A 25,991-nucleotide genomic window follows, 5' to 3' on the forward strand; every position below is an offset into this window, starting at 1 on the left:
CTGGTTCCCTCAAGGAGGCCTTCACGGACTTGTCGGCGCCGCCAGGACGTCGCGCGCGACGAGCACGCCGCCGACGAATCCGACCGGCATCACGATCAGCGCGGCGAACGGGATCAGGCACAGCAGCGACACGGGAAGCCCCAGCCCGAGGGCGAGCGCGCGGTGCCGCCGCAGCACCAGCCGGCGCTGCTTCAGGCCCATCCCGCGCCGGTAGAAGGGCACGGCGATCAGTTCCAGCGCCAGGAACCACGCCGTCACCAACGCCAGCAGGACCGGCACCACGGTCTGCCCCACCACAGGGATGAAGCCCGCGATCAGCAGCGGGATCGTGAACATCAGCGAACGCAGCACCAGGACAAGGCCGTCCTTCAGGCCCATCACCAGCAACCGCCACCCCGACAGGTCCACCGCGCCGGGCACGCCGCCGAGATCGTCCTCGACCTTCTCGGCGATGTGCTCGTAGAACGGCCCGCCGACGGCGAGGGTGATCGCCGTGAAGCCGATCATGGCGATCGCCAGCACCGCCCCGAACACCGCGACGCCGACCGCCACCCGGATCGTCGTCTGCCAGCCCGGCGACCAGTCGTCGGCGAACGGCGTGATGAGCAGCGAGAGATCGTCGATCCAGAACGCCAGCGCGACGATCCCGCCGATCAGCAGCACCGTGGTCAGCAACGCGGGCAGCGCGCCGATCAGCAGCAGCCTCGGCGACCGCGCCAGGATGCCGAGGCCTCGCCCGAACATCCGGATACCCTTGAGAAAGTCCCGCACCGGACATTTCTACCAGTGCAGGCGCTGGCCGGGGTTGAGCAGGTTCCCCGGCGCGTACCGGGCCTTGGCGTCGGCGAGTTTCGGCCAGGCGTCGCCGAAGTGCGCGCGCCAGTCCTCTGTGGACATCGGCAGCGCGTTCGACGGGTAGACCTTTCCGCCGAGGTCGCGCGCCTTCCGGTAGAGGTCCACATTGAGCTCCAGCAGGCGCGCGTTGTGCAGCGGATCCTCGGGAACACCCACCCGCAGCGGGGAAAAGAGCCAGGAGAGCTCACCCGGCGGCACGCTGAACAGCGCGGTCTTCAACCGGTCGTTCCGCACCGGGTAGAGGAGGATGAGCCCGGTGGCGCCCAGTTCGGGCTCGCCGGTGGCGGCGAGGGTTTCGGCGACGAACCGCTCGACCGTGTCGTCGGTGAGGAACACGTTCAGCCACGGATGCGGACGGAACCAGCTCCCCATCGCTCGGAGCGCCGCCTCCCCGTCGGCCATCCGGTTCAGGAAGTCGAAATACGTCGTGTCCTCGTCTTCGGACTCGTCGAAATCCAGCGAGTCCAGCAACGCGGACTCGTCCGGCTCGGCGGGCGGTGTGTGGTAGGCGACCGCCTCCAGCATGTACCGCCAGCCGTCCTCGACGGGGATCAGCTGGCCCTCCACGTAGTCGAAACGACCGTCGCGGACCACCGCGCGCTGATCGGCCAGGAACGCCGGAAGCGTGTCGTAGTAGAGCTTCCACCGGCGGGCCCGCGCCGGGGCCGGGGTCAGCCGCAACGTCACGCGGGTGATCACCCCGCATTGCCCGAGACCGGCGAGGACCGCGTCGAACAGGTCCGCGTTCGTGTCACGGGAGCAGGTGAGCACCTCACCGGTGCCGGTGACGACCTCCAGTTCCACCACGCCATCGGTCTGCGTGCCGTGCTGATGGGTCGCTCCCCCGATCCCGCCGACCACCAGCGTGCCCGCGACGGTCAGTTCGAGATAGTCGGTGAGCACCGGCGGTGCCAGCCCGTGCGGCAGCGTCGTTTCGAGTACCTCCCGCCAGCGGGCACCGGCGTCCACCGATATCAGGTCGCCGGTGACCACCCGGCGCGGCGGCAGCGCGGTCATGTCCAGCACGATGCCGCCCTCGACCTGTCCCTGCCCGTACGGCGAATGCCCGGCGCCGCGGGCGGCCACCGGAAGACCTCGCGCGGCTGCGAACCTGAGCACGACGGCCACATCCGTCGCCGAAGCGGGCCGCACCACCAGGCCCGGCCTCGCGTGGATCAGCTTCCCCCAGTCCTCGCCGGCGAGGGACAAGGCGGCTTCTCCGGTGAGGATCTCTCCGGCGATGGCGGGCAGGATCTCGTCGGTCATGCCCGCACGCTACCGAGCGCGGGCCGATCTAGGCGATCTTCACCGACGCGAACCCCGGCGGCCGGATGCGAGATTCGGTGGCGTGACGAACACCTTGGCACCGACACGGCGGGCTCGCGGCACCGTGCTGGCCGCGGCGCCGCTGACCATCATGGCCGCGGCGATCATCGCGCCCAGCCTGCCCGCGATGCGGGAGGACTTCGCCGATACGCCCGGTTCCGGCCTTCTCGTCCGGTTGGCGCTGACCGTGACCTCACTCGCGATCGCGATCAGCGCACCCCTGTCGGGGATCGTCGCGGACCGCGTCGGACGCCGCCCGCTGCTCTTGTCGGGGCTGGGGCTCTACGCGGTTTCCGGTACGGCCGGGTTCTTCGTGGACGACCTCTACCTGCTGCTGATCACCCGGGCGGCGCTCGGGCTGGCCGTCGGCGGGATCATGACCGCGATCAGCACCCTGATCACCGACTGGTTCACCGGCGGACGCCGCGCCTCTTTCCTCGGTCTGCAGCAGGCTTTCGCGAGCCTGGGCGGCGTCGTCTTCCTGCCCTTGGCCGGATTGCTGGCCACAGTGAACTGGCATGCGCCGTTCTGGATCTACTCGGTTTCGGTGATCGTCGCGGTCTTCGCGCTCGTGTCCCTGCGGGAACCGGAGCGGAACAGCCCCGCGGCCGGTGAAGCTGGCCGGCTGCCCGCTCGCATCGGCGGCGTGTACGTCCTGGCGTTCGTGGTGACGCTGGTCTTCTACATGGCGCCGACCCAGCTGCCGTTCCTGTTGGAGGGCTTCGGCGGCGGGCCCGTCGTAGTCGGTGCCGTGTTCGCCGGGAGCACCTTGACCGGTGTCGTCGGCGCGCTCGCCTTCCCCCGGCTGCGGCGGCGCCTGGGCCCCACCGCGATCACCACCGTCAGTGTCGCGCTCATGGGCGTGGGCTGGCTGGTGATCGGTACCGCGGGCACCGTCGCCCAGGTCGTGGCGGGGCTGCTCGCGGGTGGGCTCGGCGTCGGCTTCGTCGTCCCGAACCTCAACCTGCGCCTGGCCGAGGCCGCCGATCCCGCGCGGCGCGGGCGGGTGCTCAGCGGCCTGGTCACCGGGATCTTCCTCGGCCAGTTCCTGTCCCCGCTCGTCGTCGAACCACTCGTCCAGGGCATCGGCATCGCCGGTGCGTTCACCTGGTCCGGCATCGCCTTGGCTGCCGGAGCGGCACTCGCCGCCCTTCTCTCGAATCGGAACAACGGAAAGGAAACACGATGATCTACCACGGCAACCGTTTCACCCTGCGGCCCGACGCCTCACCGGAGCAGGTCGAAGAGGCCTTGGAGAGCCTCCGGAATCAGGGCCGGGTCATCCCGGCGGTGAAGTCCTTCGTCGTCGGCCGTGATTTCGGCGGCGACTACGAATGGGGTGCCGTCTTCGCGATCGAAGACCTCGACGGGTACTGGGAGTACCTCATGCACCCGGCGCACCGGAACACCGACCGGGTCGGGCTCCCGCTGGTCGACCGGTTCGCGTCGTTCGACGTCACCGACGACCCGGATCCGGAGATGGGCGCGAAGATCGCCGAGCTGCACCAGCGCCGTTACGACAACGACGCCGAGCTCACCGAGCTGATCTCCGGCCTCGGCGAGTACTCCGGCAGTGCCGCGCCGGGAAAACACGGAGCCTGACCGCGGCTTCAGCCACCGTCCGCGAGTGAGCCGCTGCCATCGGGGCCGGTCACGATCACCCGGCTGCTCACCGCGGTCCCGAACGGGATGATCGTGACCTGCCACGTCAGCGGCTCACCGACGTGGATGGTCGCCTTCGCCCGCTCGACCAGGGCAGGGACGCGGTCGACCGCCGCCTCACGGAGGTCGAACCGCGGCACCTGGGCGTCGGTCGGGGCGAAGACCACGGTCAGCCGCCGGTCCTCGACGACCGCGGTGACCACCTGGGAAACGTCCGTGGCCCGCGCCAGCGCGTCGATCGCCCGGCGCAGTTCCCCTTCGCCCAGCAGGGATCTGTCGACGTTCACGGTCGCCGACCCCGAGGAGGAGGTAGTCGTGCCGGACTGGGTTTCTTCCGCCCGGGCGGGCTCTTCCGGCGCGAACAGCTCGACACGGAACAGGAACAGCACGAGAGCCGCGCCGAGCACGAACCCGAGGACCGCGAGCGCGCCGAACGCGCAACCCTCCGCCGGTTCCCGCACCAGGCTGGATTCGGGAGCGGATTCGATCGCCGCTTCGGCCACGCGGCGCTCCCACTCCGGTGACAGGCGCTCGACGACCTCCGCCTTCCACGGCCGGCCTGGCGGGTATCGCACGACCAGGACGTCGCCCGGCCGGTAGACCGGGAGGTCCACCAGGTTGATGCTGTGCGTGACCTTCAACCGGTAGGTCGGCTGGCCGTCGGGGGCGACGGTGAGATCGAAGTAGACCGGGATGTCCCCCGTCTCGGTGCCGCCCGCGCGGAGGCTCTCGATCTTCGCGAGCGCGATCACCGGCGCGACCCTCGCCTCACGAGCACGTCGTGGCGCTCCGGCGAGGTGGAGCAGGATTCCGTAGGCGATGGGGAGTCCGGCGCCCGCGATCATCAGCGGCACGTACTCGATGACGATCCCCACGATGAACGCGCACAGGGTCGTCCCGGTGATGATCCCGGTGAGGAATCCGCGGACGAGGGCGAGCGGCATGGGCGTGACTCCAGACTGTCGGGACTCAGCGGGCGGGCAGCCAGTCGCTGAGGGCGGGATGGCGCCGGAACGCCACGAAGATCTTCTTGTCGTCGGCCGGTGATGCCGGGTCGAACAGCACTTCGGCGGTCACGATCGTGGTGTCCCTCGTGCGGCGGGTCACCCAGTGTCGGACCCCCGCGCCGTCGGTGAACACGACCGTCACGTTCGCGCCCGCGACACGGGTTCCCGATTCGTCACCCGCCAGGCGCAGTTTCACCTCGACGATTCCGGCGGGCACCCGCCGGCCGTGCCGCAGCAACCATTCCCTGGTGCGGGCCGTCTCGGCGTGCCGTCGCGAAACCTGGACGGCGTACCACAGGGCCAGCATCGTCAGGGCGGACAAGAACGCGGGCGCCCACCAGTCGGCGTAGTAGAGGAACCACGCCCAGAGCCCCCATTTTTCGTCCTCGTGGAACACCGGGTCGACAGCGGTGCCGACGGCGAGCGGCGGAAGCCAGTCCCTCGACGAACACCAGAGGCCGAGCGTACTGGCCGCGAATGCCGCCACGACGGGGAACGCCGGTCCCGACGACCGTCCTTGGTAGCGCCTCATGGCGGCCGCCGCGAGGTTGCCGGAGGCGAGACAACCGAGCAAACCGAACGTTCCCCACAGGGGGCCGTAGGGCGGCGCGCCGTCGCCGCGGTCGTCGAAAACGCTGTCGATCGCCATCGTCCGGAACTGTTCGACGAGGTCACCGAAGCCGTGTCCGGCGAAGAAGCCGCAGACCAGGGTGACCGCCGACGCCAGGATCGCGCCCGCGAGCAGACGGCGATCACCCCGCAGCCGCTCGATGCGGTCGTGCCTGGCCTTGGCCGGATCCACCGTGTTCATCACGCTCACCTCCGTTCGGGTCCGCGGCCAGCTTCCGCGGTGCCGGGCGCTACCGAACCCAGGTTTCGGCTACCTAAACTGATTAGGTAAATCCCGAATGGACTATGGTACGGTGGCTGCCATGGCGAGAGCGGGACTGACCACGGAACGCGTGGTCCGGGCGGGCGCGGAGCTCGCCGACGAGATCGGCTTCGAGCACGTGACCCCCACCGAGCTCGCGAAGCGGTGCGGCGTCAAGACGGCGAGCCTGTATTCGCATGTGCGGAACGCCCACGAACTGAAGACCGAGATCGCCCTGCTGGCCTTGGCCGAACTCGCCGATCTCGCCGCCACCGCGGTGGCGGGGCTGGCCGGCAAGGACGCGCTGATCGCCTTGGCGAACGTCCACCGCGACTACGCGCTCGAACACCCCGGCCGCTTCACCGCCGCGAGATTCCGGCTCGCCCCGGAGAAGGCGTCCACCAGCGCCGGTGTCCGCCACGCCGAACTGATGCGGGCGATCCTGCGCGGCTACGACTTGGCAGAGCCGCACCAGACGCACGCGGTCCGGCTGCTGGGCAGCGTGTTCAGCGGCTTCGTCGGGCTGGAGTCCGCCGGAGGCTTCAGCCACAGCACCCCCGGCTCGCAGGAGAGCTGGACCGAGATCCTCGACGCGCTCGACGTCCTGCTGCGCGCTTGGCCCCGAACGAAATGAACGGAAGAATGCTCACCACCCCGATCACCGCCGCCCTCGTCCGGGGCGCGCTGGACCTCGAACACACCGAGCGCGGCGTGCTCCTCCACCGGCTGCCCGCGCGGGCCAGGCAGCAGATCCCCGACGGTCAGCTGGCCATGGCGGAATCGCAGCCTTCCGGAGTGCGGCTCGCCTTCCGCAGCGCGGCGTCGCTCGTCGAGCTGGATGTCCTGGCCACCAAACGGGTCTTCGCCGGCATGCCACCCCGGCCCGATGGCGTCTACGAACTACTCGTCGACGGACGGCTCGCCGGGCGGGCCCGTGTGACCGAAGGCGACACGATCACCGTCGACCTGGCCACCGGCACCGCGCGGCACCAGCCCGGTCCCGTCCGGACCCTGCGGTTCGACGGCCTGCCCGGGCACGAGAAGAACGTCGAGATCTGGCTGCCGCACAACGAGACGACGCGGCTCGTCGCCTTGCGCACCGACGCGTCCGTCCACAGTGTCCAGTCGTCCGGACGCGAGACCTGGCTGCACCACGGCAGTTCCATCAGCCAAGGCTCCAACGCGGCGACCCCGACCGGGATCTGGCCCGCCACGGCCGCGGCCATCGCCGGAAAGGAACTGGTCAATCTCGGCTTCGGCGGCAGCGCGCTGCTCGACCCGTTCACCGCCCGCGCGATGCGGGACACGGCGGCCGACTTCATCAGTGTCAAGATCGGGATCAACGTCGTCAACGCGGACCTGATGCGGCTGCGCGCGTTCGGCCCGGCGGTGCACGGTTTCCTCGACACCATCAGGGAAGGCCATCCCGCCACGCCGTTGCTGGTCGTCTCGCCGCTCTACTGCCCCATCCACGAGCACACACCGGGGCCCGGCGAGTTCGACCCGGACGCCTTGCGGGAAGGAAAGGTGCGGTTCAGGGCGGCCGGCGACCCCGCGGAGACCGCCGAGGGAAAGCTGACGCTCACCGTGATCCGCGACGAACTCGCCCGTATCGTCAAGGAGCGGAGCGCGAACGATCCCCACCTGCGTTATCTCGACGGTCTCGAACTGTACGGCGAGGCGGACCATGCCGAGCTGCCGCTGCCCGACCACCTCCACCCGGACGCGGCCACGCACCGGCTCATCGGGGAACGCTTCGCCCGACTGGCCTTCGAGGCCTCGTAAGCGGTAAGGACGCCGTCGCCGCGGGGTTGCGAAAGCCACTTTCGCAACCTTCAACGTTGCGAAAGTGGCTTTCGCAACCTACCTCCAGCATCTCCACGGCCCGTGAGCCGAAAGCCGGTAGGTGCCAAGACACCGTTGGCTAGAACCGGCCTCACCACTCACGAGACCCATCGATTTACTGTGCGCGTATACCTCGGTAGCCCCGTTTGCCGGTACCTATCTTTCTTCCTGTCCAACGAAAGTCGGTATCCGCCACCGGGGCGCCGGATCACCATGATCGGCACCGGATCACCGGTGCCGGGTCGCCTTGGCCGTGCCCGGCGACCCCACTGTGTCCAGTGCGGCCACCCCTCGCGCTGGATCCTCCCTCGCGAAAGTGAGACACCGGTATGCGCACAAACCCCTTGGCCCGTACCGCCACCACCTTGGTGGCCGCGGCCGCGGCCGTCGGCTTCCTCGCCCCGTCCACGGCCACCGCCACCACGATCGCGGGCTACTCCCCCACCGTGCAGCACGAGGCGGTGACGTCCCTCGCCTCCGAAGCCGGGATCAGCCAGGCCGCCGCGGTCGAGTTCCTCCGGACGCAGACGGCCAGCGTCGAAACGCTGCAGACGCTCACCGCGTCGCTCGGCTCCCGTGCCGCCGACGGTTACCTCGACGACGCCGCCAAGCCGGTGGTGAACGTGCTCGACCAGGCCGCCGCCGACCAGGTGACCGCGACCGGCGCGCGGGCCCGCGTGGTCAAGCACTCCACCGCGGCGCTCACGAGCGCGCAGAACGCCCTGCAGGCGTTGCCCACGGTCGCGCACACCTCGATCGGCCTCGACCCCAAGGCCAACCAGGTCGTGCTGACCATCTCCGACGCCGCGAAGGGCGCCGAGGCCCTCGTGAAGGCGGCCGAAACACTCGGTGATCGGGTCCGGGTGGAGCGGACCACCGGCGAGATGCACACCGCGATCTACAACGGCGAGGCCATCACCGGCGGCGGCACCCGCTGCTCGGTCGGCTTCAACACCAACCGCGGCGGCCAGAACTACATCCTCGACGCCGGCCACTGCACCCGCGCGGTGTCGCAGTGGAACGTCGGACCGTCCCAGGGCGCCAGCTTCCCGACCAACGACTACGGCCTGATCCGCAACACCACCGGCAGCGCGCCGGGCGCGGTCACCCTGTGGAACGGCTCCACCCAGCGGATCGCCTCCGCCGGTTCGGCCACCGTCGGGCAGCGGATCAGCAAGAGCGGCAGCACCACCCGGCTCACCTCGGGTTCGGTGCAGCGGCTGAACGTCACGGTGAACTACGCCGAAGGTTCGGTGTACCAGCTGATCCAGACCAGCGCGCTGGTCAACCCCGGCGACTCGGGCGGTTGCCTGTTCTCCGGCAGCGTCGGGCTGGGCATCACCTCCGGCAAGGGCAGCGGCACTTCGTACTTCCAGCCGATCGGTGAAGCGCTGAGCGCCTACAGCGTCACGCTCAACCCGTAAGCACTTCCCGGGCCCCGGTCACCGCGACCGGGGCCCGGCCTGTGCCTGGAAATGCTCGACGACGTGGTCGCGGAAGCGTTGCGCCGCAGCCGAAAGATAGCTGTCCTCGCGCCACGTGACGCTGAGCACGCGGCGGCAATCGGGGTCGTCGACGTCGAGCCAGACCACCGTCCGGCTGGTTTCCGGCCGCAGTCCGAGCGACGGCACGAGCGCGAGACCGAGGCCCGCGTCGATGAGCTGGAAGAGCACGGCGGCTTCGTCGCCCTCGCAGACGATGTGGAGTTCGAGCCCGGCCTTCGCGAAGAGGCGCTCGACGAGCGCCCGCTGCCAGTACCCGGGGCGCGTGGTGAGGAACGGCTCGCCTTCGAGGTCCGCCAGGCCGACGTGGCCACGCCCGGCGAGCCGGTGCCCGGAAGGCACACAGAGGAACACCTGTTCGTCGAGCAGCACGCGGCTGCGGATGTCGTTGCCCGCCAACGGTTGCGACGAGATGCACAGGTCGACGTCGCCGGATCGCAGCTTCTCCGCCATCCCCGCCGCCGACGCCTGGGACAGCCGCACGTCCACCAGCGGATGGCCCGGCACGAAAGTACGAAGCGGTTCTGTGAGGGCGAGCAGGCTTTCAGCCGCGACGGTGACGGTGCCGCGTTCCAGCCCGGCGGCGTCGTCGAGTTCCTGACGGGCGTCGTCGAGTTCGGCCAGCGCCCGGTCGACGCGGCGGAGGAACGCGGTGCCGAAGCGGTTGAGCCGGATCCGGCGGCCGTGCCGGTCGAACAGCGGCACGCCGAGTTCGCTTTCCAGCCTGGCCAAGGTCCGGCTGAGCGAAGGTTGCGCGACCCGCAGCTTCTCGGCCGCGCGGCCGACGTGTTCGAGCCGGGCGACCGTCTGGAAGTACCGGAGCGCCAGAAGATCCACTGCTGATACCCCACCTGTTATGAACAGATAACCGATCTTGTCTTGGACAGCATAAGGCCTCGGCTCTTACGTTCGATCGCGTGAGTGAAACCCTGACCAGCCCGAGCCGGAAGGCGAACGGGACGCTGGTGGTGAACCGGGTGCTGGTGAGCGCCCACGCCGTCGCGATCATCGGCCAGCCGGTGTTCGCCGGCGGCTATCTCGGCGGCGACTACGACATGCTGTGGCTGCACCGCTGGGGCGCGGACGCGGTGTCGTATCTGGCGTACGCGCAGATCATCGCGGCTTCGGTCCTCTGGCTGGCCCGCGGACCACGCTGGCTGTTCTGGATCAGCCTGCTGCTCGCGGCGGGCGAGACCGCGCAGTACCTCGCCGGGATGGCGGGCGCGCTCGATCTGCACATCCCCCTCGGCGTCGCGCTGGTCACCGGGGCGATCCTGACGACCATCGCCGTCTGGCGGCCGCAGACCTGGCGGGCGCGTCGATGAGCCGCCGCCTTCCTCGCAGGACCTTCCTCGGGCTCGCCGGCGGGGCCGGTGTCCTCGCCGCCGCCGGGATCGCGGCTCCCCGCTTGCTCGCGCAAGGCGCGCCGGGGACCGGTGAGCTGCTGCGCAGCGGAATCCCCTTGCCGGAACCATTCCGGGTGCCGCTGCCGATCCCGCCGGTCCTGCGTCCACAAAGGACCGCCGACGCCGATCACTACACCATCACCCAGCGGGCGGCCACGGCCGAGATCCTGCCCGGCGTCCGGACGCAGATCTGGGGCTACGACGGGATCTTCCCTGGCCCGACGATCGAATCGCGGCGGGACCGGACGGTGGTGGCACACCATCGCAACGAGCTTCCGGTGCCGACCGTGGTCCACCTCCACGGCGGGTACACGCCCGCGGATTCCGACGGTTACCCGACCGATCTCGTCCTGCCGCGGTCGGGCTGGAGCACCGCGCACGCCGGACACGGCATGGTCGACACCCGTGCCCGGATCTCGAACGGCGAGCGCGACTACGTCTTCCCGCTGCGGCAACGGGCCGCGACGCTGTGGTACCACGACCATCGGATGGACTTCACCGGTCCGGCCGTGTACCAGGGCCTGGCCGGATTCCACCTGATCCGCGACGACGAGGAAGACGCCCTGGGACTCCCGTCCGGGGAACGTGAACTGCCGCTGATGATCGCCGACCGTTCCTTCGATGAGCACGGCGAGTTCGCCTACCCCTCCCTCGACCGGTCGCTGCGGACCACTCCGGGAGTCGAAAGTGCTTATGTGGAGGGTGTTTTCGGCGACGTGATCCTCGTCAACGGGGCGCCGTGGCCGGTACACGAAGTCGCGGCCGTGCGGCACAGGCTGCGTCTCCTCAACGGCTCCAACGCGCGGCGGTACGACCTGGCGCTCGACCCGCCGCCACCCGGCGGCGGCGGTTTCGTGCAGATCGGCGCCGACCAGGGCCTGCTCGACGCGCCACGCGCACACGACCATCTCCCCGTCGCCCCGGCGGAACGGTACGACGTCGTCGTCGACTTCGGCCGCTATCCGGTCGGCATCGAAGTCACCCTCGTGAACCGGCTCGGCACCGGCTCGACCGCCCAGGTCATGCGGTTCGTCGTCGCGCGCCGTGCGGCGGACGACAGCCGGGTTCCCGCCAAGCTCAGCGAGATCCCGCCGCTCCCCCGCGAGCAGGCCACGACCACGCGCGACTTCTCGTTCCGTGCGGGCACCGTCCACGGTCGCGCGGGCTGGGTGATCGGCGGGGAACCGTTCTCGCCGGACCTGATGTCCGCGAGCCCGCGCCTCGGCGACACCGAGATCTGGCGGTTCGTCGCCGACATCCACCATCCCGTGCATCTGCATCTGGTGGGCTTCCGGATCCTTTCGCGGGGCGGGCGGCCGCCGGGGCCGTTCGACGGTGGCATCAAGGACACCGTCGATCTGGCGCCGGGCGAGTCGGCCGAGGTCATCGCCCGCTTCGACGGCTATCGAGGCCGGTACGTCTTCCATTGCCACAACGCCGAACACGAGGACATGGCGATGATGGCGAACTTCGAGGTGGTTTGAGACGCCGGGCCGGCAGGTTCCCCGCTCGTGAGTGCGGCCTCCAATCACGCGAGTCACGTCCCTGATCACGCGAGTCACGCCTTCGCTCACGCCGCACCAGTGGGTCACCCACGCCTCGTCGCCGTTCTCCACCAGCGGCGCGCTGGTCGTGGCCAACGCGCCCGCCGGGCAGAACGACAAAGTGTTCCGGGGCTTGATGATCTGGGGATTCAGCATGTGCGCGATCGCGCCGATCGCGACCTGGCTGCTCTTCATTCTGCCCGGCTGAGGCTGAGGCGGCCCATGTGGTCGTGAGTGGCGTTTCGGGTTAGAACCCGAAACGCCACTCACGACCACCCGCACCGTTCTGCTACCGGCTCCGGCGTTCGGCCAGCCAGCGTTCCGAATCGGGGGTGCCGCCGTCGAGCTGGTCCACCACCGCGTCGAGGAAGCTGCCGTGACCGTGATCGGCCAGCGCCCGCAACACCGCGTCCGGGTCGCCGCCCTCGATGATCGTGAGCAGCTCGCGGTGCCGATCGACGTTCTGCATCAACGATTCGCCATCGCGGCGGGCGCTGCGGTTGAGGGCCATGCACAGCTGCATCTGCAGGGAAAGCGCGCGGTAGGCCTCGGTGACCCGCTCGTGCCCGGCCAGCGCGACGATCGACTGATGGAAGTCGTACTTTCGTTGCGTGAACACACCTTCGTCGCCGTCGCGGCCCGCCTGTTCGAATGCCGCGAGGGCGGCCCGGCAGGCTTGCAACCGCTCCGGCGAGCGGACCGGGATCCCGGTCCGGACGGCGAAGGCTTCGAGTTCTTCGCGCAGGGTGACGATTTCGTAGACGTCGTGGCGGGTCAGCGAGCGGACGATGACGCCGCGCCGCGGATGGGGCACTACGAGTCCCTCGAAGGCCAAGACCTGCAACGCTTCCCGCAGCGGCGGCCGGGAAACTCCGAGCCGCTCGGTGAGCTTGGCCTCGACCAAACGCGTGCCGGGCGGGAGTTCGCCGGAAAATATCATCGCGCGCAGCGCCCGGGTGGCCAGGTCGGCCATGCTCGGCGGTGCGACGATCCGGCCGTCCTCGTCCTGCACGGAACTCATGGCCATCGACCCCCTCCCTGTCTGTATACGGTATATCAATCACCGTCGGCGGGCATGAGCGATAGGTCACTTCTTAATCGGTTGGACAATCCGTCCAGCGCTTATACAGTCGGTCTCGTGACCAACGAGCATCCGTATCCGCCCGCCTTCCGCAGCGGCGACCTGGTTTCCGTGTCCGGACGACTCGGCGTGACCGAGACCGGGGCGCTGGTACCCGGCGGATTCGACGCCGAATGCCCGCAGGCCTTCGCCAACCTCGATGCCGCGCTGCGCTCGGTGGGCGCGACCCGCGCGGACGTGGTGAAGGTCGTCGTCTACCTGACCGACATCGCCGACCGCGACGGCCTCAACCGGGTCTACGAGGAGTTCTTCTCCGAGCCCAGGCCCGCCCGTACCTGTGTCGGGGTCGCTTCCCTGCCTTACGGCGGTGTCGTCGAAGTCGAGGCCCTCGCCCGAGTACGCGATGTCTGAGCAGGACGCGATCCTCGACGCGCTCGCCCCGGTCGCCGACGGCATCGCGGCGACGCTCGGCTCGTTCTGCGAGGTCGTGGTGCACGACTTCCGCCGCCCCGAGAAGTCGGTGGTCGCGATCGCCGGCTCGGTCACCGACCGCACCGTGGGCGGCTCGATGAGCGAGATCGGCATGGGCCTGCTCGCCCGCGGCGACGACGCCGAAGACCAGCTGAACTACGTCACGCGGACGGCGTCCGGGAAGCTCGTGAAGTCTTCGACCATGCTGCTGCGCGACAGCGGCGGCTCGGTGTTCGGCGCGCTGTGCGTGAACCTCGACGTCACCGCTCTGAGTCAGCTGCGAACCCTCGTCGGCGAACTCGCCGATGTCGGCACCGCGGCCGAAACGCCGACCACCACCTTCGGCGACGACGTCGACGCCGTGGTGGACGCGATCGTCGACGAGCATCAACTCCGGCTGAACAAACCGTGGACCGCCCTCAGCCGCGAAGAACGTCTCGATCTGTTCCGCAGCCTGCACGCACGTGGAGTGTTCGCCGTGCGGCGGGCCGTACCCCAGGTCGCGGCGCGGATCGGGATCTCCCGCGCCTCCGCCTACAACTATCTCGCCGAAATCCGTGAACAAGGAGCATCATGACCGCCCCCGTGACCATCGACGACATCCGCGACGCGGCCGCCCGGCTGGCCGGGGTCGCGCACCGGACCCCGGTCGTGCGTTCCCGCACCCTCGACGAGCTCGTCGGCGGCGAGGTCTTCATCAAATGCGAAAACCTCCAGCGCGTCGGGGCCTTCAAGTTCCGTGGCGCGTACAACGCCGCGTCCCGGCTTTCGCCGGAGCAGCTGGCCAAGGGCATCGCCGCGTACTCCTCGGGCAACCACGCGCAGGCCGTCGCGCTCGCCGCGCGCGAACTCGGCAGCAGCGCGGTCATCCTGATCCCGGAGGACACCCCGCAGTCCAAAAAGGACGCCACTGCGGGCTACGGCGCCGAGATCGTCACCTACGACCGGTACACCGGCGACCGCGTCGCCATCGGCGAGGCGCTGGCGGCCGACCGCGGTCTCGCACTCATCCCGCCCTACGAGCACCCGCACGTGATCGCGGGACAGGGCACGGCGGCGCTGGAACTGCTGGAGCACACCGAATCCCTCGACACGCTCGTCGTCCCGGTCGGCGGTGGCGGCCTGATCGCGGGCAGCTCGACCGCCGCGAAGGCCGTGCGGCCCGGTATCCGGGTGGTCGGCGTCGAACCCGCCGCGGGTGACGACACCAAACGCTCGCTGGAGGCGGGGGAACGCGTGTCTATCCCGGTGCCGCGGACCATCGCCGACGGCCAGGCCGCCGAGATCCCCGGCGAACTGACTTTCTCGATCAACCGGCGGCTCGTGGACGACATCGCGCTGGTCACCGACGAGCAGGTCCGGGACGCGATGCGGTTCGCGTTCGAACGGCTGAAGCTCGTCATCGAGCCGAGCGGGGCGACCGGTCTCGCCGCGCTGCTCAGCGGTCGGATTCCCGTGTCGGGCCGGGTCGGGGTGATCATCAGCGGCGGGAACGTCAGCCCGGAACGCTTCGCCGAACTGATCGCCGGCTGACGTTGCGAAAGCCACTTTCGCAACGTTGAAGGTTGCGAAAGTGGCTTTCGCAACGCCTCGGCGAGGGCCGCATCTGATCACGCGAGTTCGGCGGCTGTCACAGGCCGAGCCCGCCCGCCAGCACCGGCCAGGAGTTCCGCAGCGCCCGCTGCCAGTACGGCCAGCTGTGCGTACCGTCGCCGTAGTAGTCGACGGTCGCCGGAATCCCCTTGGCCTTCAACCGATCCGTGAAGGTCACCGACGAAGCCAGCGCCTGCGGTTCGAAGATGTCGGACTGGCCGGGCGGGTCGAGCGGGCCGGTCTTGCCGTTCCCGCACGAGATGTAGAGCGCCGTGCCGCGCAGGCCGTCGATGTTGTCGTACGGGTTGTTCGCCGTCCAGATCGGGCGCATCCCCCAGCTGTCGCCCCAGAGCTCCAGGTAGTTGAAGATCCCCGCGCGGGCCAGGATCCCCTGGATGAACAGCGGGGCGCCCTGGTTGAGGGTGTTCGGCACCCCGCTGTAGGACGCCGCGGCGGCGAACATCCCCTTGTGCTTGTACGAATACGCGAGCGCGCCGTAGCCGCCGATCGACAACCCCGCGACCGCCCGGCGCGTGCCCGCCCGGTAACCGCGTTCGACGATCTGCCGCACCTCCAGGGTGTGGAAGGTGTCCCAGTCGGGAGTGCTCCTGAGCCCGAAGTTCCACCACTTCGTGTACATGCCGGCCGGGCCGCCCGTCGGCATGACGACGAGGGCGTCCTTGTCCGCGGTGAACGCCTTGACGTCGGTGAACTGGTCCCACGAGCGGTAGTCGACCGGTTCGCAGCAGCCGTGCAGCAGGTACAGCGTCGGCCAGGTCCGCGTGGGTTGCGCGGCCCAGCCGGCCGGCACCAGCAGGCGGACCATGCCGGTGGTGCCGAGCGCGGGCGAACTGATCTTGAGATCGACCGTGCGCGCGTCCAGCCAGGTCTCCTCGACGACCTTCGCCCCGTTGTCGGCGGAGACCGGCGCGGGCGCCGCGCTCGCCGGGATCGGGCTTCCGAGCAGAGCCACCATGGCCAGCGCCAGCAGACCCCACCGCCGGGTTCGCTTCATCACTTCTCCTCGCTCACAACGGGATGTTTCCGTGCTTCTTGGCCGGGAGGGTCTGCCGTTTGGTCCGCAGCGCGTGCAGGGCCCTCGCCACCTGAAGGCGGGTCTGCGACGGCGCGATGACCTGGTCGACGTAGCCGCGTTCCGCCGCCAAGTAAGGGTTCGAGTGCCGTTCGCGGTACGCCTCGGTCAGCCGTTTCCGTTCGACGGTCCGCTGTTCCGGTGGCAGTGCGGCGAGTTCGTGCCGGTGCAGCACCCGCACCGCGCCCTCGGCGCCCATCACCGCGATCTCGGCGGTGGGCCACGCCAGGTTGACGTCCGCGCCGAGGTGTTTCGAACCCATCACCGCGTAGCCGCCGCCGTAGGCCTTGCGGATCACCACGGTCACCTTCGGCACGGTCGCCTCGGCGTAGGCGTAGATCAGTTTGGCGCCGCGCCGGATGATCCCGTGCCGTTCCTGCGCCTCACCCGGCAGATAGCCGGGGACGTCGGCGAGGGTGAGGATCGGGATGCCGAAAGCATCGCAGAACCGGACGAAGCGCGCCGCCTTCTCCGAGGCGTCGATGTCGATCACGCCTGCCTGATGGAGCGGCTGGTTCGCCACGACTCCGACCGTCCGGCCCCGTATCCGGCCGAACGCGCAGATCATGTTCGGCGCGAAGGCGCTGTGGATCTCGGTGAACTCGCCGTCGTCGACGAGCCGCGAGATCACCTCGGTCATGTCGTAGGCCTGGTTCAGCGAGTCGGGCACCAGCCGGTCGAGTTCGAGATCGGTCGCGGTGAGCTCGGGAGCGGTCTCGTCGGCGTATTCCGGGGCGGGGTCGAGGTTGTTGGACGGCAGATACCCGAGCAAGGTCTGCACCCAGTCGATGGCGTCGTGCTCGTCGGTGGCCCGGTGGTGGGCGTTCCCGGAGACCTCGCTGTTCACCGCGGCGCCGCCGAGCCGCTGGGCGGAGACCCGCTCGCCGCTGACGGCGTGCACGACGTCCGGGCCGGTGACGAACATATGCGCGGTCTCGTCCACCATCACGGTGAAGTCGGTGATCGCCGGCGAGTACACCGCCCCGCCCGCGCACGGTCCCATGATCAGCGAGATCTGTGGGATGACACCGGACGCGAGCGCGTTGCGCCTGCCGAGCTCGGCGTAATAGGCCAGCGAGACGACGCCCTCCTGGATCCGGGCGCCGCCGGAATCGTTGATGCCGACCACCGGACAGCCCAGCGTCATCGCCAGGTCCATCACCTTGAGGACCTTCTCGCCGAAGACCTCGCCCATGCTGCCGCCGAACACGGTGAAGTCCTGGGAGAACACACAGACCTGCCTGCCGTCGACGGTGCCGTGCCCGGTCACCACGCCGTCGCCGTACGGCCGGTTGGCGTCCATCCCGAACTCGGTGCACCGGTGCCGGGCGAACTGGTCGAGCTCGACGAAGGAATCCTGATCCAGCAACAGTTCAACGCGTTCGCGCGCGGTCAGTTTGCCCTTGGCGTGCTGCCGGTCGACGGCTCGTTTCTCGGCGATCCGGAGATCTTCCTGGCGGGCGGCGAGGTCGGCGATCCGGAACGCCGTCGTGTCGGTCATGGCCGCGCCGCCTTGGGTGCCCCCAGCCGGGCCGCGAGCGCGGCGGCGACCACCTCGACATGCGGCGGGTCGATCATCGACAGGTGATCGCCCGGCACCCGGACGACCTCCAGATCCGCGCAGAAGGCGTCCCAGCCGAGGGCTTCGTCGGTGCGCAGGTACCGCGGGTCGAGGGTGGTGGTCAGCGGATGCGGCTCCTGCGCGCGCATCAGCAGCACCGGCCCGGCGTACGGTCCCGGCTCGTACCGTTCCGCCACCCGTGCGTCCACATAGGACTCGTACTGATGCCGCAGCACGCCGTGCCCCATCCCGGGCACCTGTTCGGCCAGCTTACCGATCACCAACCGGATCTGTTCGTCGTCGCCGAGCCGCACGAGATCCTCGCGCGGGATGTCCAACGGGACGCCGTAGGTCCGCTCGACGTGTTCGGCGAAGCGGTCGAACCGGTCCAGCAGGATCTCGTGCGCCGGCTTCCCCGGCGCGGGCAGCGGCAGGATGCTGTCGATCATGAACACGAGATCGACCCGCTCCCCCGCCGCCGTCAGCCGCCGGGCGGTCTCGTAGGCGAGGCAGCCCCCGAACGACCAGCCACCCAGCCGGTACGGGCCTTGCGGCTGGATTTCCCTGATCAGCTCGAGATAGCACTCGGCCTTGTCCTCGACCGTGTCCTCTTCGTCGATCCGTTCGAGACCGTAGACGGGCCTGCCCTCCGGCAGCAGGCGGACGAGCCCTTCGTAGACGCTCGTCGGACCGCCCGCCGGATGGAACAGGAACACCGGACCCGAGCCGCCCTTGCGCAACGGCCGGACCGGGCAGCCTCCGCGTCCCTCGATCGCGTCGCGCAGCAGATCGGCCATCGCGGCGATCGTCGGCGTCGCGAACAGGCCGTCAGGGACCGCTCCGAGCTGCCCGGCGAAAACGACGCGCAGCCGCTCGGCCGCTTCGGCGTCCCCGCCGACGGCGAAGAAGTCGTCGTGGACGCCGGGTTCCGCGCCGCCGAGTTCCGCCTGCCAGTGCCGGGCGATCCAGCGTTCGGCCGGATCACGTGGCCCGACGGCCGCACCCGGCGAGGCGGGCCGTGGATCCGCCTCGCGGAACCCGGCCTGTTCCGCGAGATGGTCGGCGAGTTCGCCGAGGCTCGCACCACGCAACAGCAGCGGGATCGGCAGTGGCAGGCCGAAGTCGCGTTCCACGACTCCCCTGGCACGCATGGCGGTGAGCGAATCCAGGCCGAGCCGGGTGAGCGGCGCGTTCCGGTCGATCTCGTCCGCGGCGAGGCCGAGCATGCCGGCGACGAGCCCGGCCAGATAGTCCGCCAGCATCTCGCGGGCCGCCTCGGGCAGGACCGCCCGCAGCGCGTCCAGTCCGTCCCAAGTGGACGGTCCGGTGACCGGTTCGTCCCCCGGAACCAGGATTTCGAAGAAGGGCCGTCCGGCCAGTCGCGGGAAAAGGGCCAGGACGGTCCCGGCGTCGACGCGGGCGATCCCGGTCGAGGCGCGGTCGCGTCGCAATACGGCGTCCAGCGCTGCCAGCGCCTCCTCCGTACCGAGCGGTTCGAGGACGGGGTTGCGGTTGCCGACGACCGCTCCGGCCTCGCCCCAAGCACCCCAGCCGATGGTCGCGGCCGGCAATCCGGCGGCCCGGCGCCACGTGACGAGCGCGTCCACCCACGCGTTCGCGGTGGCGTAGGCGGCCTGTCCCGGCGATCCGAAGAGTGCGGCCGCCGACGAGTACGTCAGCCACCAGTCGGGTTCGTGCCCGGCCGTCGCTTCGTGCAAACGCCATGCCCCCAGCGCTTTCGCGCGCCAGACGGCCTCGACGGCGTCCTCGTCGAGGCCGGCGGCGGCACCGTCGGACAGCACACCGGCCGCGTGCAGCACGCCACGCAACGGCAATCCACCATCGGTCGCCGCCGCGACCAACGCCTCGGCCGTCCCTGGTGCCGCGATGTCACCCGCCACCACGCGGACGTCGACGCCCTGGTCACGCAAATCCGCCAGCAGCGGTTCGACGGCGGGGCTCGCGCCACGCCGTCCGGAGAGGACGAGCCTGGTCGCGCCGCGTCCGGCCAGCCAGTCCGCGGCGACCAGGCCGAGGCCGCCGAGACCACCGGTGATCACGTAGGAACCTTCGCGCACAACGGTTTCGCGGCGTGGGTCGCCGAGTTCCGGCCGGGCCAGCACCCGGGTGTACCGGACGCCCTCACGCCAGGCGATCTCGTCGTCCGGCGCGTCCGCGCGGAGTTCCGCCGCCAGCTTGGCGACCCAGAGCAGAGCGGGATCCGGCTCGGCGTCGAAGTCGACCTGGCTCGCGCGCAGTTCGGGATGTTCGAAGGCGAGAACGCGGACCAGCCCGCGCAGCCAGGCCTGGCCGGGGTCTCCGCGCTCGCCGGGTTCGATGGCCGACGCGCCCGCGCTGACGAGCCACAACCGCGGCGCCCGTTCGACCAGTTCGGCAACGACACCGGAAAGCGTCGCGACCATCCGCGCGTCCCGCATCGGGTCGGGTTCGCCGGACCCGGCGCAAGCCAGGACTCCCGTGACTTCGCGGGCTCTCAGTGCTTCCGCCAGCGCGGCCCGATCTCCGAGCGGGACCGTCACCAGTTCGTCCCCGGCGAGCCGGTCACGCAACGCCGTCAGCCACGGCGTGTCCTCGTGCAGGACGACCCAGCGGCGCGGGCCCGGCGTGGCCGTCGGCAGATCGGCCTGCCGCCAGACCGTCTCGAACAGCAGCTCCGCCATCGGCACCGGCAACGCCGAACGCTGGAACCGGCGGCAGTAGACCTCTCGGAACTCGACCAGGACGACGCCGTCCGCATCGACCAGCTGGACACCGCCCACCAGGCCGTCACCGGCCGGATCGAGCGAGTCGAGCACGGCGTCGACCCGGGCACCGCGGCGTGGGTCACCGGCGACGACGACCTCGCCCAAGGTCAGCGGCAGGAACACCCCGTCGGTTTCGCGCAGCACGTCCCCGGCGGCCGCGGCCAGCGCGTGCAGGCAGGCATCGGCGATCACCGGCTGCAGGACGTACGCCGGATCGTCGGCGGGCAGGGTGATCGAGGCCGAAGCCCGGCCGGGTGCCGCCAGGACGTCGCGCAACCCGCGGAAAGCGGGACCGTAGCCCTGCCCCATCCCGGCCAGCAGCCGGTACAGGTCGATCGGCCTGGCATCGTCGCCGACCGCGCCGAACGGCACCACCGCGGTGTTCCCGTCGCGGACGCGAGCCGTGGCGTGCCGGACCCAGCCGCCGTCGGCGGACCGCGCGTAGACGTCCACTTCGGACGGCCCGGTACTCAGGCTGGTCGTCACCTCGGTATGCGCGGCGAGCGGGAGGACCCGGTGTAGTTCGAGGCCGCCGACGCGGAGCTGCCCGCCTGGTCGCAGGACCGATTTCGCCGCCGCGAGCGCGAGTTCCAGGAATCCGGCGGCGGGGAACAGCGGGACCCCCATCGCCGCGTGGTCGGCCAGCCAGGGCAGCGTCTCGGTCCCGACGTCCGCACGCCACAGGTGCCCGCCGGTCGGTTGTTCGATGTGGACACCCAGCAACGGATGGGTGCCCCCGGCCCGGTTCGCCGGGCGCCGTGGCCAGAACCGCCGGTGCCGCCAGCGCGGGCCGGGCAGCTCGACCGGAAGCGGGCGGGGCCCACCGTCGTCGAGCACGACGGGCAGCCCGAGGGTGTGGAGCCGGGCGAGCGTGGTCAGGAACGCCACGCGCTCGTCGATCTTGCGGCTCGTCGACGGCACGGCGAGCGCGCCGGTGCTCTGCTCGATCGCGGCCAGCGCCACGGGATGCGGCGAGATCTCGACGAACACGTCGTATCCGTCGGCGGTCGCCGCCGCCAGTGCCTGGCTGAACCGCACCGGACGGCGCAGATTCGCCGCCCAGTAGTCGACGTCGAACACCGGTGACCATTGTGGATCGTCGAGAACACTGCTGTAGCAGGGGATTTCCACCGGTCTCGGGGACAGTTCGCCGAGCTCGGCACGGAACCGGCCGAGAACGGCGTCGACGGCTTCCGAATGGCCCGCGCCGCCGACGGGCAGCCGCTTCGCCAGCCTGCCGAGGCTCTCGACGTGCGACACCAGCGCCTCGACCTGCTCGGCTCCGCCGCTGACGGTGCACTGGACCGGCGAGGCGTAGACCGCGACGGTGATCCCGGGGAAATCCGCTTCCAGATCGGCGAGTTCGGCCGGCGACAGTTCGACCACCGCCATCGCGCCGTCGCCGGAGGCGTCGACCTCGGCCAGCAGCCGGGCGCGGGTGGCCATCACGCGCAGGCCCTCGGCGACGTCCAGCGCACCGGCGACGACGGCGGCCGCGACCTCGCCCATCGAATGCCCGAGCACCGCGGCCGGGACGACACCATGCGCACGCCAGAGCCCGGCGAGGGCGAGCTGCATGCCGAACAACGCGAGTTGCGTCGCGCCGAGGTCCGGCGGGTCGTGGTCGCCGTCGAACACCGCGCGCAGGGAGAATCCGGCTTCGGCCCGGAACACCGGATCGAGTGCCTCCACCTCGGCCCGGAACGCGGGCTCGGTGCCCAGCAGGACGCGACCCATTTCGGGCCACTGGGAGCCGTAACCGGAGAAGACGAACACGACGTCGGACACCGGCGCGGCCTCACCGAGGACGACGTCGACACTCTCGCGCCCGGCGGCCATCGCACGCAAGGCGGCGGCCACCCGGTCGCGTCCCTCCGCGACGACCGCGCCACGGACGGGCAGGTGGTCCCGGCTCCTGGCCAGCGTCGCGGCGACCGTGTCCAGCGAGACCGATCGGTGCGCGGGATCTTCGAGCCAGTCCGCCAGATCGGCCGCCCGCGCCCGGAGCACCTCGGCCGAACGAGCGGACAGCGCGAACACGTGCGCCCTCTCGGTTTCCTTCCCCCGGGCGGCGAACGACGCGGCAGGCCACTCTTCGAGGACGACGTGGGCGTTGGTACCGCCGAATCCGAACGCGGAGACCCCGGCCCGCACGACGTCGGAGTAGCGCGGCCAGTCCGTCCCGGTCCCGACCACGCGAAGGCGGAGACCGGCGAAGTCGATATGCGGGCTGGGTTCGTGATGATGCGGGGTCGGCGGCAGCCGCCGGTGGACCATCGCGAGGACGACCTTGATCAGCCCGGCCATCCCCGCCGCGCCTTCCAGATGGCCCAGGTTCCCCTTCACCGAGCCGATCAGCAGCGGGCGGCCGGGTTCGCGGCAGGCTCCCAGCACCTCGCCGAGCGCCCCCGCCTCGATCGGGTCGCCCACCTCGGTCCCGGTCCCGTGCGCCTCCACGTAGTCCACAGAGGACGGTTCGACGCCCGCCGCCGCGTACGCGTCCCGCAACAGGTCCGCCTGCGCACCGGGGCTGGGCGCCACGAGACCGTTCGACCGGCCGTCGGAATTGACCGCGCTGCCGCGGATCACCGCGAGCACCCGGTCACCCGCGCGGCGAGCGGCCTTCAGCGGTCTCAGCACGATCACCCCGCAGCCCTCGCCGCGGGCGATGCCGTCGGCGGCGGCGTCGAACGGTTTGCAGTGCCCGTCCGGCGCCAGCACCCCGGCTCGCTCGAAGGAGGCGGTGACCGCGGGCGAGAGCAGCAGGTTCACCCCGGCGGCGAGCGCCGTACCGCATTCGCCGCGGCGGAGGCTCTGCACCGCCTGGTGCACCGCGACCAGCGAAGACGAGCACGCGGTGTCGAGGGTGAGGCTGGGGCCGCGCAGGTCGAACAGGTACGACAGGCGGTTCGCGGCGATGCTCGTCGCGGCGCCGGTGGCGGACCAGACGTCGACGGCGGCGGGATCGGCCATCGTCAGGTGGCCGTACTCGCCCGCCGAAAGCCCGACGAACACCCCGGTCCGGCTTCCGCGCAACGTGGACGGCGGGATCCCGGCGTGTTCCAGCGCCGCCCACGCGACTTCGAGCAGCATCCGCTGCTGGGGATCCATCGTCTCGGCCTCAGCCGGGGTGATGCCGAAGAATTCGGCGTCGAAACCGGCTATGTCACCGAGGAACCCGCCGCGGGCGGGGGTCTCCCAGCGATCCTCCGGAACCTCGCGGATGCCGTCGCGTCCGGCGTCCAGGAGCCGCCAGTACCGCTCCGGGGAGTCCGCTCCGCCCGGCAGACGACAGCCGATGCCGACGATCGCGATCGGTTCCTCCTCGCGGCCTTCGCCTTCGACGACCGCGGACTCCTCCACTGTGGACAGACGGGCGGCGAGCGCGGTGATCGTCGGGTACTGCCACACCAGCGTCGGCGGCAGCGGGCGGCCGAGATGCCTGCCCAGCTCCGCCGCCAGTTCCATCGACTCGCGGGAGGAAAGGCCGTTCTCGTACAGTGGCCGGTCCGGGTCGATCTGACCGGCGGGCGTGCCGGTCCGCTCGGCCACCCGTGCGATGAGCCAGGCGCGGATCCGGCCGGTCACCCGAGCCGCCGCGCGGTCAGCGATCCGTCCAGATAGGACTTCCGGCACAGCGCCCGGCTGATCTTGCCGCTGGAGGTGCGCGGGATCTCTCCCGGGGAGAGGAAGACGACGTCGTACGCCCGCAGGCCGTGCGCGGCCGAGACCGTCCTCCGGATCTCGCCGGCCGCGACGACGAGGTCGGCCTCGCTGCCCTTGGCGCGCTCCGCCAGTACGACCGCCGCCTCGCCGTCTTCACGCTCGATCGCGAACGCCGCGGCGGAATGCGGCCGGACGGCGGGATGGGTCTCCACGGTCTGCTCGATGTCCTGCGGATAGTGGTTGCGGCCGTCGACGATGACGAGATCCTTGAGCCTGCCGGTCATGAACAGTTCGCCGTCGTAGCGCACGCCGAGGTCCCCGGTCGCGAGCCAGCCCGCGCCGGACTCCGGGTCGATCGGAGGCAGGCCGAAGACGCCGTCGGACGCGGCGGGTCGCCCCCAGTACCCCACTCCGACGTTCGGGCCGTTGACCTGGATCTCCCCCACCCTGCCGGGTTCGACCAGCGCGCCGGTGACCGGATCGGCGATGCGGACCCGTTGGCCCGCCGGGAATCCGCACGAGACGAGCGTGGTGGACACCGCGCCGGGAAGCGCGGGCGTCGCCAGCCCCGCGGCGAGCTGTTCGCGATCGAAGGCGACCTCTCGCGGCGCCTTGCCCGCCTCGGTGACGGACACGAGCACGGTGGCTTCGGCCAGCCCGTACGACGACCGGTGCACCTCCGGGCGCAGCCCGCATTCCTCGAAGGCGCCGTGGAATTTCGCGATCGTCGACGGGAGGACCGGCTCGCTGCCGTTGATCAGCGAGACGACCCGGCTCAGTTCGAGGTAGCTCTTCTCGGCCTCGGTCACCCGGGAAGCGCTGTAGGCGTAGGCGAAATTGGGTGCCGCGCTGATCGCGCCGGGGCTGGCCGAGAGCGCGCGCAGCCAGCGCGACGGACGTTCGAGGAAGGCGAGCGGATCCATCAGGACCGACGACGCGCCCGCCGCCATCGGCGCGCCGATCCCGAGGATCAGGCCCATGTCGTGGAAGAGCGGCAGCCAGCTGACGGTGGACGTCGTCCCGGTTTCGATCGCGTAGGCGTCGCACGCCTGCCGGGCGTTGGTGAGCGCGTTGCGATGGGTCAGCATCACGCCCGCCGGCGTCCTCGTGGAACCGGACGTGTACTGCAGATACGCCAGTCCGTCCGGTTCCGGTCGCGGCCAGGAGCGGTCACCGGCCGCGACCGGAGCTGTGGTGTCGACGGCGAGCACGGCGGGGCGCTCGATCGCCGTCGAGGCGAGGAAACCGGCGGCGGCGTCGAGTCCGTCGGTGGTGGTGAGCACGACCTTCGGCGCGCAGTCGGCGAGCACGGCGGCCAGCCTGCCCGCGTGCCCGGGGAGATCCGGGGCGAACAGCGGGACCGCGACCAGCCCGGCGCGGATCGCGCCGAGGAAGGCGACGACGTAGTCCACGGACTGCCGTGCCAGGATCGCGGCCCGGTCACCGGCGCCGGTGAACGCGGTCAGCCGGGTGGCGAGGTGATCGACGCGCTCGTCGAGTTCACGCCAGGAGAGGTTGATCGCGCGGCCGTCCGCTCCGGCGCGATGGTCGAGGTAGGTCACCGCGACCTCGTCGCCGAGCCGCCACGCCCAGTACCTCAGCAGCGTCGCGAACGATTCCCCACCGGGTGTGTCGTCCGTGCCGCGGGCGGCGACGACCGTTTCCGAAATGGTTTCCATGGCCCCTCGTTAAGGACGTGAGCAGGAGCGGGTGAATTCGGAACGGCGCCGTTGCCGAAAGCGG

The 25,991-nt window shown here is 70.5% G+C and carries 21 protein-coding genes; 11 read left to right on the forward strand and 10 right to left on the reverse strand.

Translation table 11 applies throughout. The features are described 5' to 3' along the window. Window positions 1-21: 21 nt before the first annotated feature. Both AVR91_RS07355 and AVR91_RS07360 read right to left on the reverse strand, forming a co-directional pair. On the reverse strand, window positions 22-771 hold the full coding sequence (locus AVR91_RS07355) for an EI24 domain-containing protein (RefSeq protein ID WP_063274727.1): 750 nt from the start codon (window positions 769-771) through the stop codon (window positions 22-24). Window positions 772-780: 9 nt separating this feature from the next. Then, window positions 781-2,121: an FAD-binding protein gene (locus tag AVR91_RS07360; protein WP_063274726.1), complete on the reverse strand. Its 1,341-nt coding sequence runs from the start codon at window positions 2,119-2,121 to the stop codon at window positions 781-783. Window positions 2,122-2,203: 82 nt separating this feature from the next. Here AVR91_RS07360 and AVR91_RS07365 point away from each other — a divergent pair, with 82 nt between their 5' ends. Beyond that, window positions 2,204-3,370 (forward strand): MFS transporter, encoded by a 1,167-nt coding sequence (locus AVR91_RS07365; RefSeq protein WP_063274725.1) that lies wholly within the window; start codon window positions 2,204-2,206, stop codon window positions 3,368-3,370. Further along, window positions 3,367-3,783, forward strand: a complete 417-nt coding sequence (locus tag AVR91_RS07370) for a Dabb family protein (RefSeq protein WP_037336691.1) — start codon at window positions 3,367-3,369, stop codon at window positions 3,781-3,783. The genes AVR91_RS07365 and AVR91_RS07370 overlap by 4 nt, the downstream gene beginning before the upstream one ends. A gap of 8 nt (window positions 3,784-3,791) precedes the next feature. Here AVR91_RS07370 and AVR91_RS07375 read toward each other — a convergent pair whose 3' ends face one another. Both AVR91_RS07375 and AVR91_RS07380 read right to left on the reverse strand, forming a co-directional pair. Further along, window positions 3,792-4,787, reverse strand: a complete 996-nt coding sequence (locus AVR91_RS07375; RefSeq protein WP_063274724.1) for a hypothetical protein — start codon at window positions 4,785-4,787, stop codon at window positions 3,792-3,794. Window positions 4,788-4,812: 25 nt separating this feature from the next. Beyond that, complete coding sequence (locus AVR91_RS07380) at window positions 4,813-5,661, reverse strand: hypothetical protein (RefSeq protein WP_063274723.1); 849 nt, start codon at window positions 5,659-5,661, stop codon at window positions 4,813-4,815. 121 nt (window positions 5,662-5,782) lie between these two features. Here AVR91_RS07380 and AVR91_RS07385 point away from each other — a divergent pair, with 121 nt between their 5' ends. The 3 genes from AVR91_RS07385 to AVR91_RS07395 all read left to right on the forward strand — a co-directional run bounded on the left by AVR91_RS07385 (window position 5,783) and on the right by AVR91_RS07395 (window position 8,990). Next, window positions 5,783-6,355 carry a TetR/AcrR family transcriptional regulator gene (locus AVR91_RS07385; protein WP_063274722.1) on the forward strand — a complete coding sequence of 191 codons (573 nt, stop codon included), beginning with the start codon at window positions 5,783-5,785 and terminating at the stop codon, window positions 6,353-6,355. Between the two features lie 8 nt (window positions 6,356-6,363). Beyond that, entirely contained in the window at window positions 6,364-7,506 is a 1,143-nt protein-coding gene (locus AVR91_RS07390) for an SGNH/GDSL hydrolase family protein (RefSeq protein WP_143253920.1), read from the forward strand. Between the two features lie 389 nt (window positions 7,507-7,895). Continuing rightward, window positions 7,896-8,990, forward strand: coding sequence for a S1 family peptidase (locus AVR91_RS07395; protein ID WP_211282660.1), 1,095 nt, complete (start codon window positions 7,896-7,898; stop codon window positions 8,988-8,990). Window positions 8,991-9,008: 18 nt separating this feature from the next. Here the strand turns inward: AVR91_RS07395 and AVR91_RS07400 are convergent, their stop codons facing one another. After that, window positions 9,009-9,905: a LysR family transcriptional regulator gene (locus AVR91_RS07400; protein ID WP_063274719.1), complete on the reverse strand. Its 897-nt coding sequence runs from the start codon at window positions 9,903-9,905 to the stop codon at window positions 9,009-9,011. A gap of 80 nt (window positions 9,906-9,985) precedes the next feature. Between AVR91_RS07400 and AVR91_RS07405 the strand changes: the two genes are divergently transcribed. Genes AVR91_RS07405 through AVR91_RS07415 form a run of 3 tightly spaced genes read left to right on the forward strand, consistent with a single transcriptional unit; the run spans window position 9,986 to window position 12,226 of the window. Next, window positions 9,986-10,393 carry a hypothetical protein gene (locus tag AVR91_RS07405; protein WP_063274718.1) on the forward strand — a complete coding sequence of 136 codons (408 nt, stop codon included), beginning with the start codon at window positions 9,986-9,988 and terminating at the stop codon, window positions 10,391-10,393. After that, complete coding sequence (locus AVR91_RS07410; RefSeq protein ID WP_063274717.1) at window positions 10,390-11,958, forward strand: multicopper oxidase family protein; 1,569 nt, start codon at window positions 10,390-10,392, stop codon at window positions 11,956-11,958. Before AVR91_RS07405 ends, AVR91_RS07410 begins: the two co-directional genes overlap by 4 nt. Window positions 11,959-11,989: 31 nt before the next feature. Next, the gene (locus AVR91_RS07415; RefSeq protein ID WP_072027493.1) at window positions 11,990-12,226 is read left to right on the forward strand and encodes a hypothetical protein; all 237 of its coding nucleotides are present in this window, start codon (window positions 11,990-11,992) and stop codon (window positions 12,224-12,226) included. Window positions 12,227-12,307: 81 nt separating this feature from the next. Here AVR91_RS07415 and AVR91_RS07420 read toward each other — a convergent pair whose 3' ends face one another. Next, window positions 12,308-13,045, reverse strand: coding sequence for a GntR family transcriptional regulator (locus AVR91_RS07420; protein ID WP_083737441.1), 738 nt, complete (start codon window positions 13,043-13,045; stop codon window positions 12,308-12,310). Between the two features lie 111 nt (window positions 13,046-13,156). On the opposite strand from AVR91_RS07420, the gene AVR91_RS07425 reads away from it, so the two are divergent. From AVR91_RS07425 to AVR91_RS07435, 3 genes are read left to right on the forward strand one after another with little or no spacing between them, the layout of a single operon-like run. Next, window positions 13,157-13,510 carry a RidA family protein gene (locus AVR91_RS07425; protein WP_063274716.1) on the forward strand — a complete coding sequence of 118 codons (354 nt, stop codon included), beginning with the start codon at window positions 13,157-13,159 and terminating at the stop codon, window positions 13,508-13,510. Further along, window positions 13,503-14,147, forward strand: a complete 645-nt coding sequence (locus tag AVR91_RS07430; RefSeq protein ID WP_063274715.1) for a helix-turn-helix transcriptional regulator — start codon at window positions 13,503-13,505, stop codon at window positions 14,145-14,147. Before AVR91_RS07425 ends, AVR91_RS07430 begins: the two co-directional genes overlap by 8 nt. Then, entirely contained in the window at window positions 14,144-15,103 is a 960-nt protein-coding gene (locus tag AVR91_RS07435; protein WP_063274714.1) for a pyridoxal-phosphate dependent enzyme, read from the forward strand. The genes AVR91_RS07430 and AVR91_RS07435 overlap by 4 nt, the downstream gene beginning before the upstream one ends. Window positions 15,104-15,200: 97 nt before the next feature. Here the strand turns inward: AVR91_RS07435 and AVR91_RS07440 are convergent, their stop codons facing one another. Genes AVR91_RS07440 through AVR91_RS07455 form a run of 4 tightly spaced genes read right to left on the reverse strand, consistent with a single transcriptional unit; the run spans window position 15,201 to window position 25,927 of the window. Then, entirely contained in the window at window positions 15,201-16,178 is a 978-nt protein-coding gene (locus tag AVR91_RS07440) for an alpha/beta hydrolase (protein ID WP_063274713.1), read from the reverse strand. A 13-nt stretch (window positions 16,179-16,191) separates the two neighbouring features. Next, a complete protein-coding gene (locus tag AVR91_RS07445) occupies window positions 16,192-17,757 on the reverse strand; it encodes an acyl-CoA carboxylase subunit beta (protein WP_063274712.1) in 1,566 nt (521 codons plus the stop codon). After that, a complete protein-coding gene (locus AVR91_RS07450; RefSeq protein ID WP_063274711.1) occupies window positions 17,754-24,170 on the reverse strand; it encodes a type I polyketide synthase in 6,417 nt (2,138 codons plus the stop codon). Before AVR91_RS07450 ends, AVR91_RS07445 begins: the two co-directional genes overlap by 4 nt. Continuing rightward, on the reverse strand, window positions 24,167-25,927 hold the full coding sequence (locus AVR91_RS07455; RefSeq protein WP_063274710.1) for a fatty acyl-AMP ligase: 1,761 nt from the start codon (window positions 25,925-25,927) through the stop codon (window positions 24,167-24,169). The genes AVR91_RS07450 and AVR91_RS07455 overlap by 4 nt, the downstream gene beginning before the upstream one ends. Window positions 25,928-25,991 lie beyond the last annotated feature (64 nt).

This window comes from Amycolatopsis keratiniphila subsp. keratiniphila, assembly GCF_001620365.2.
GTDB classification, from domain to species: Bacteria; Actinomycetota; Actinomycetes; order Mycobacteriales; family Pseudonocardiaceae; genus Amycolatopsis; species Amycolatopsis keratiniphila.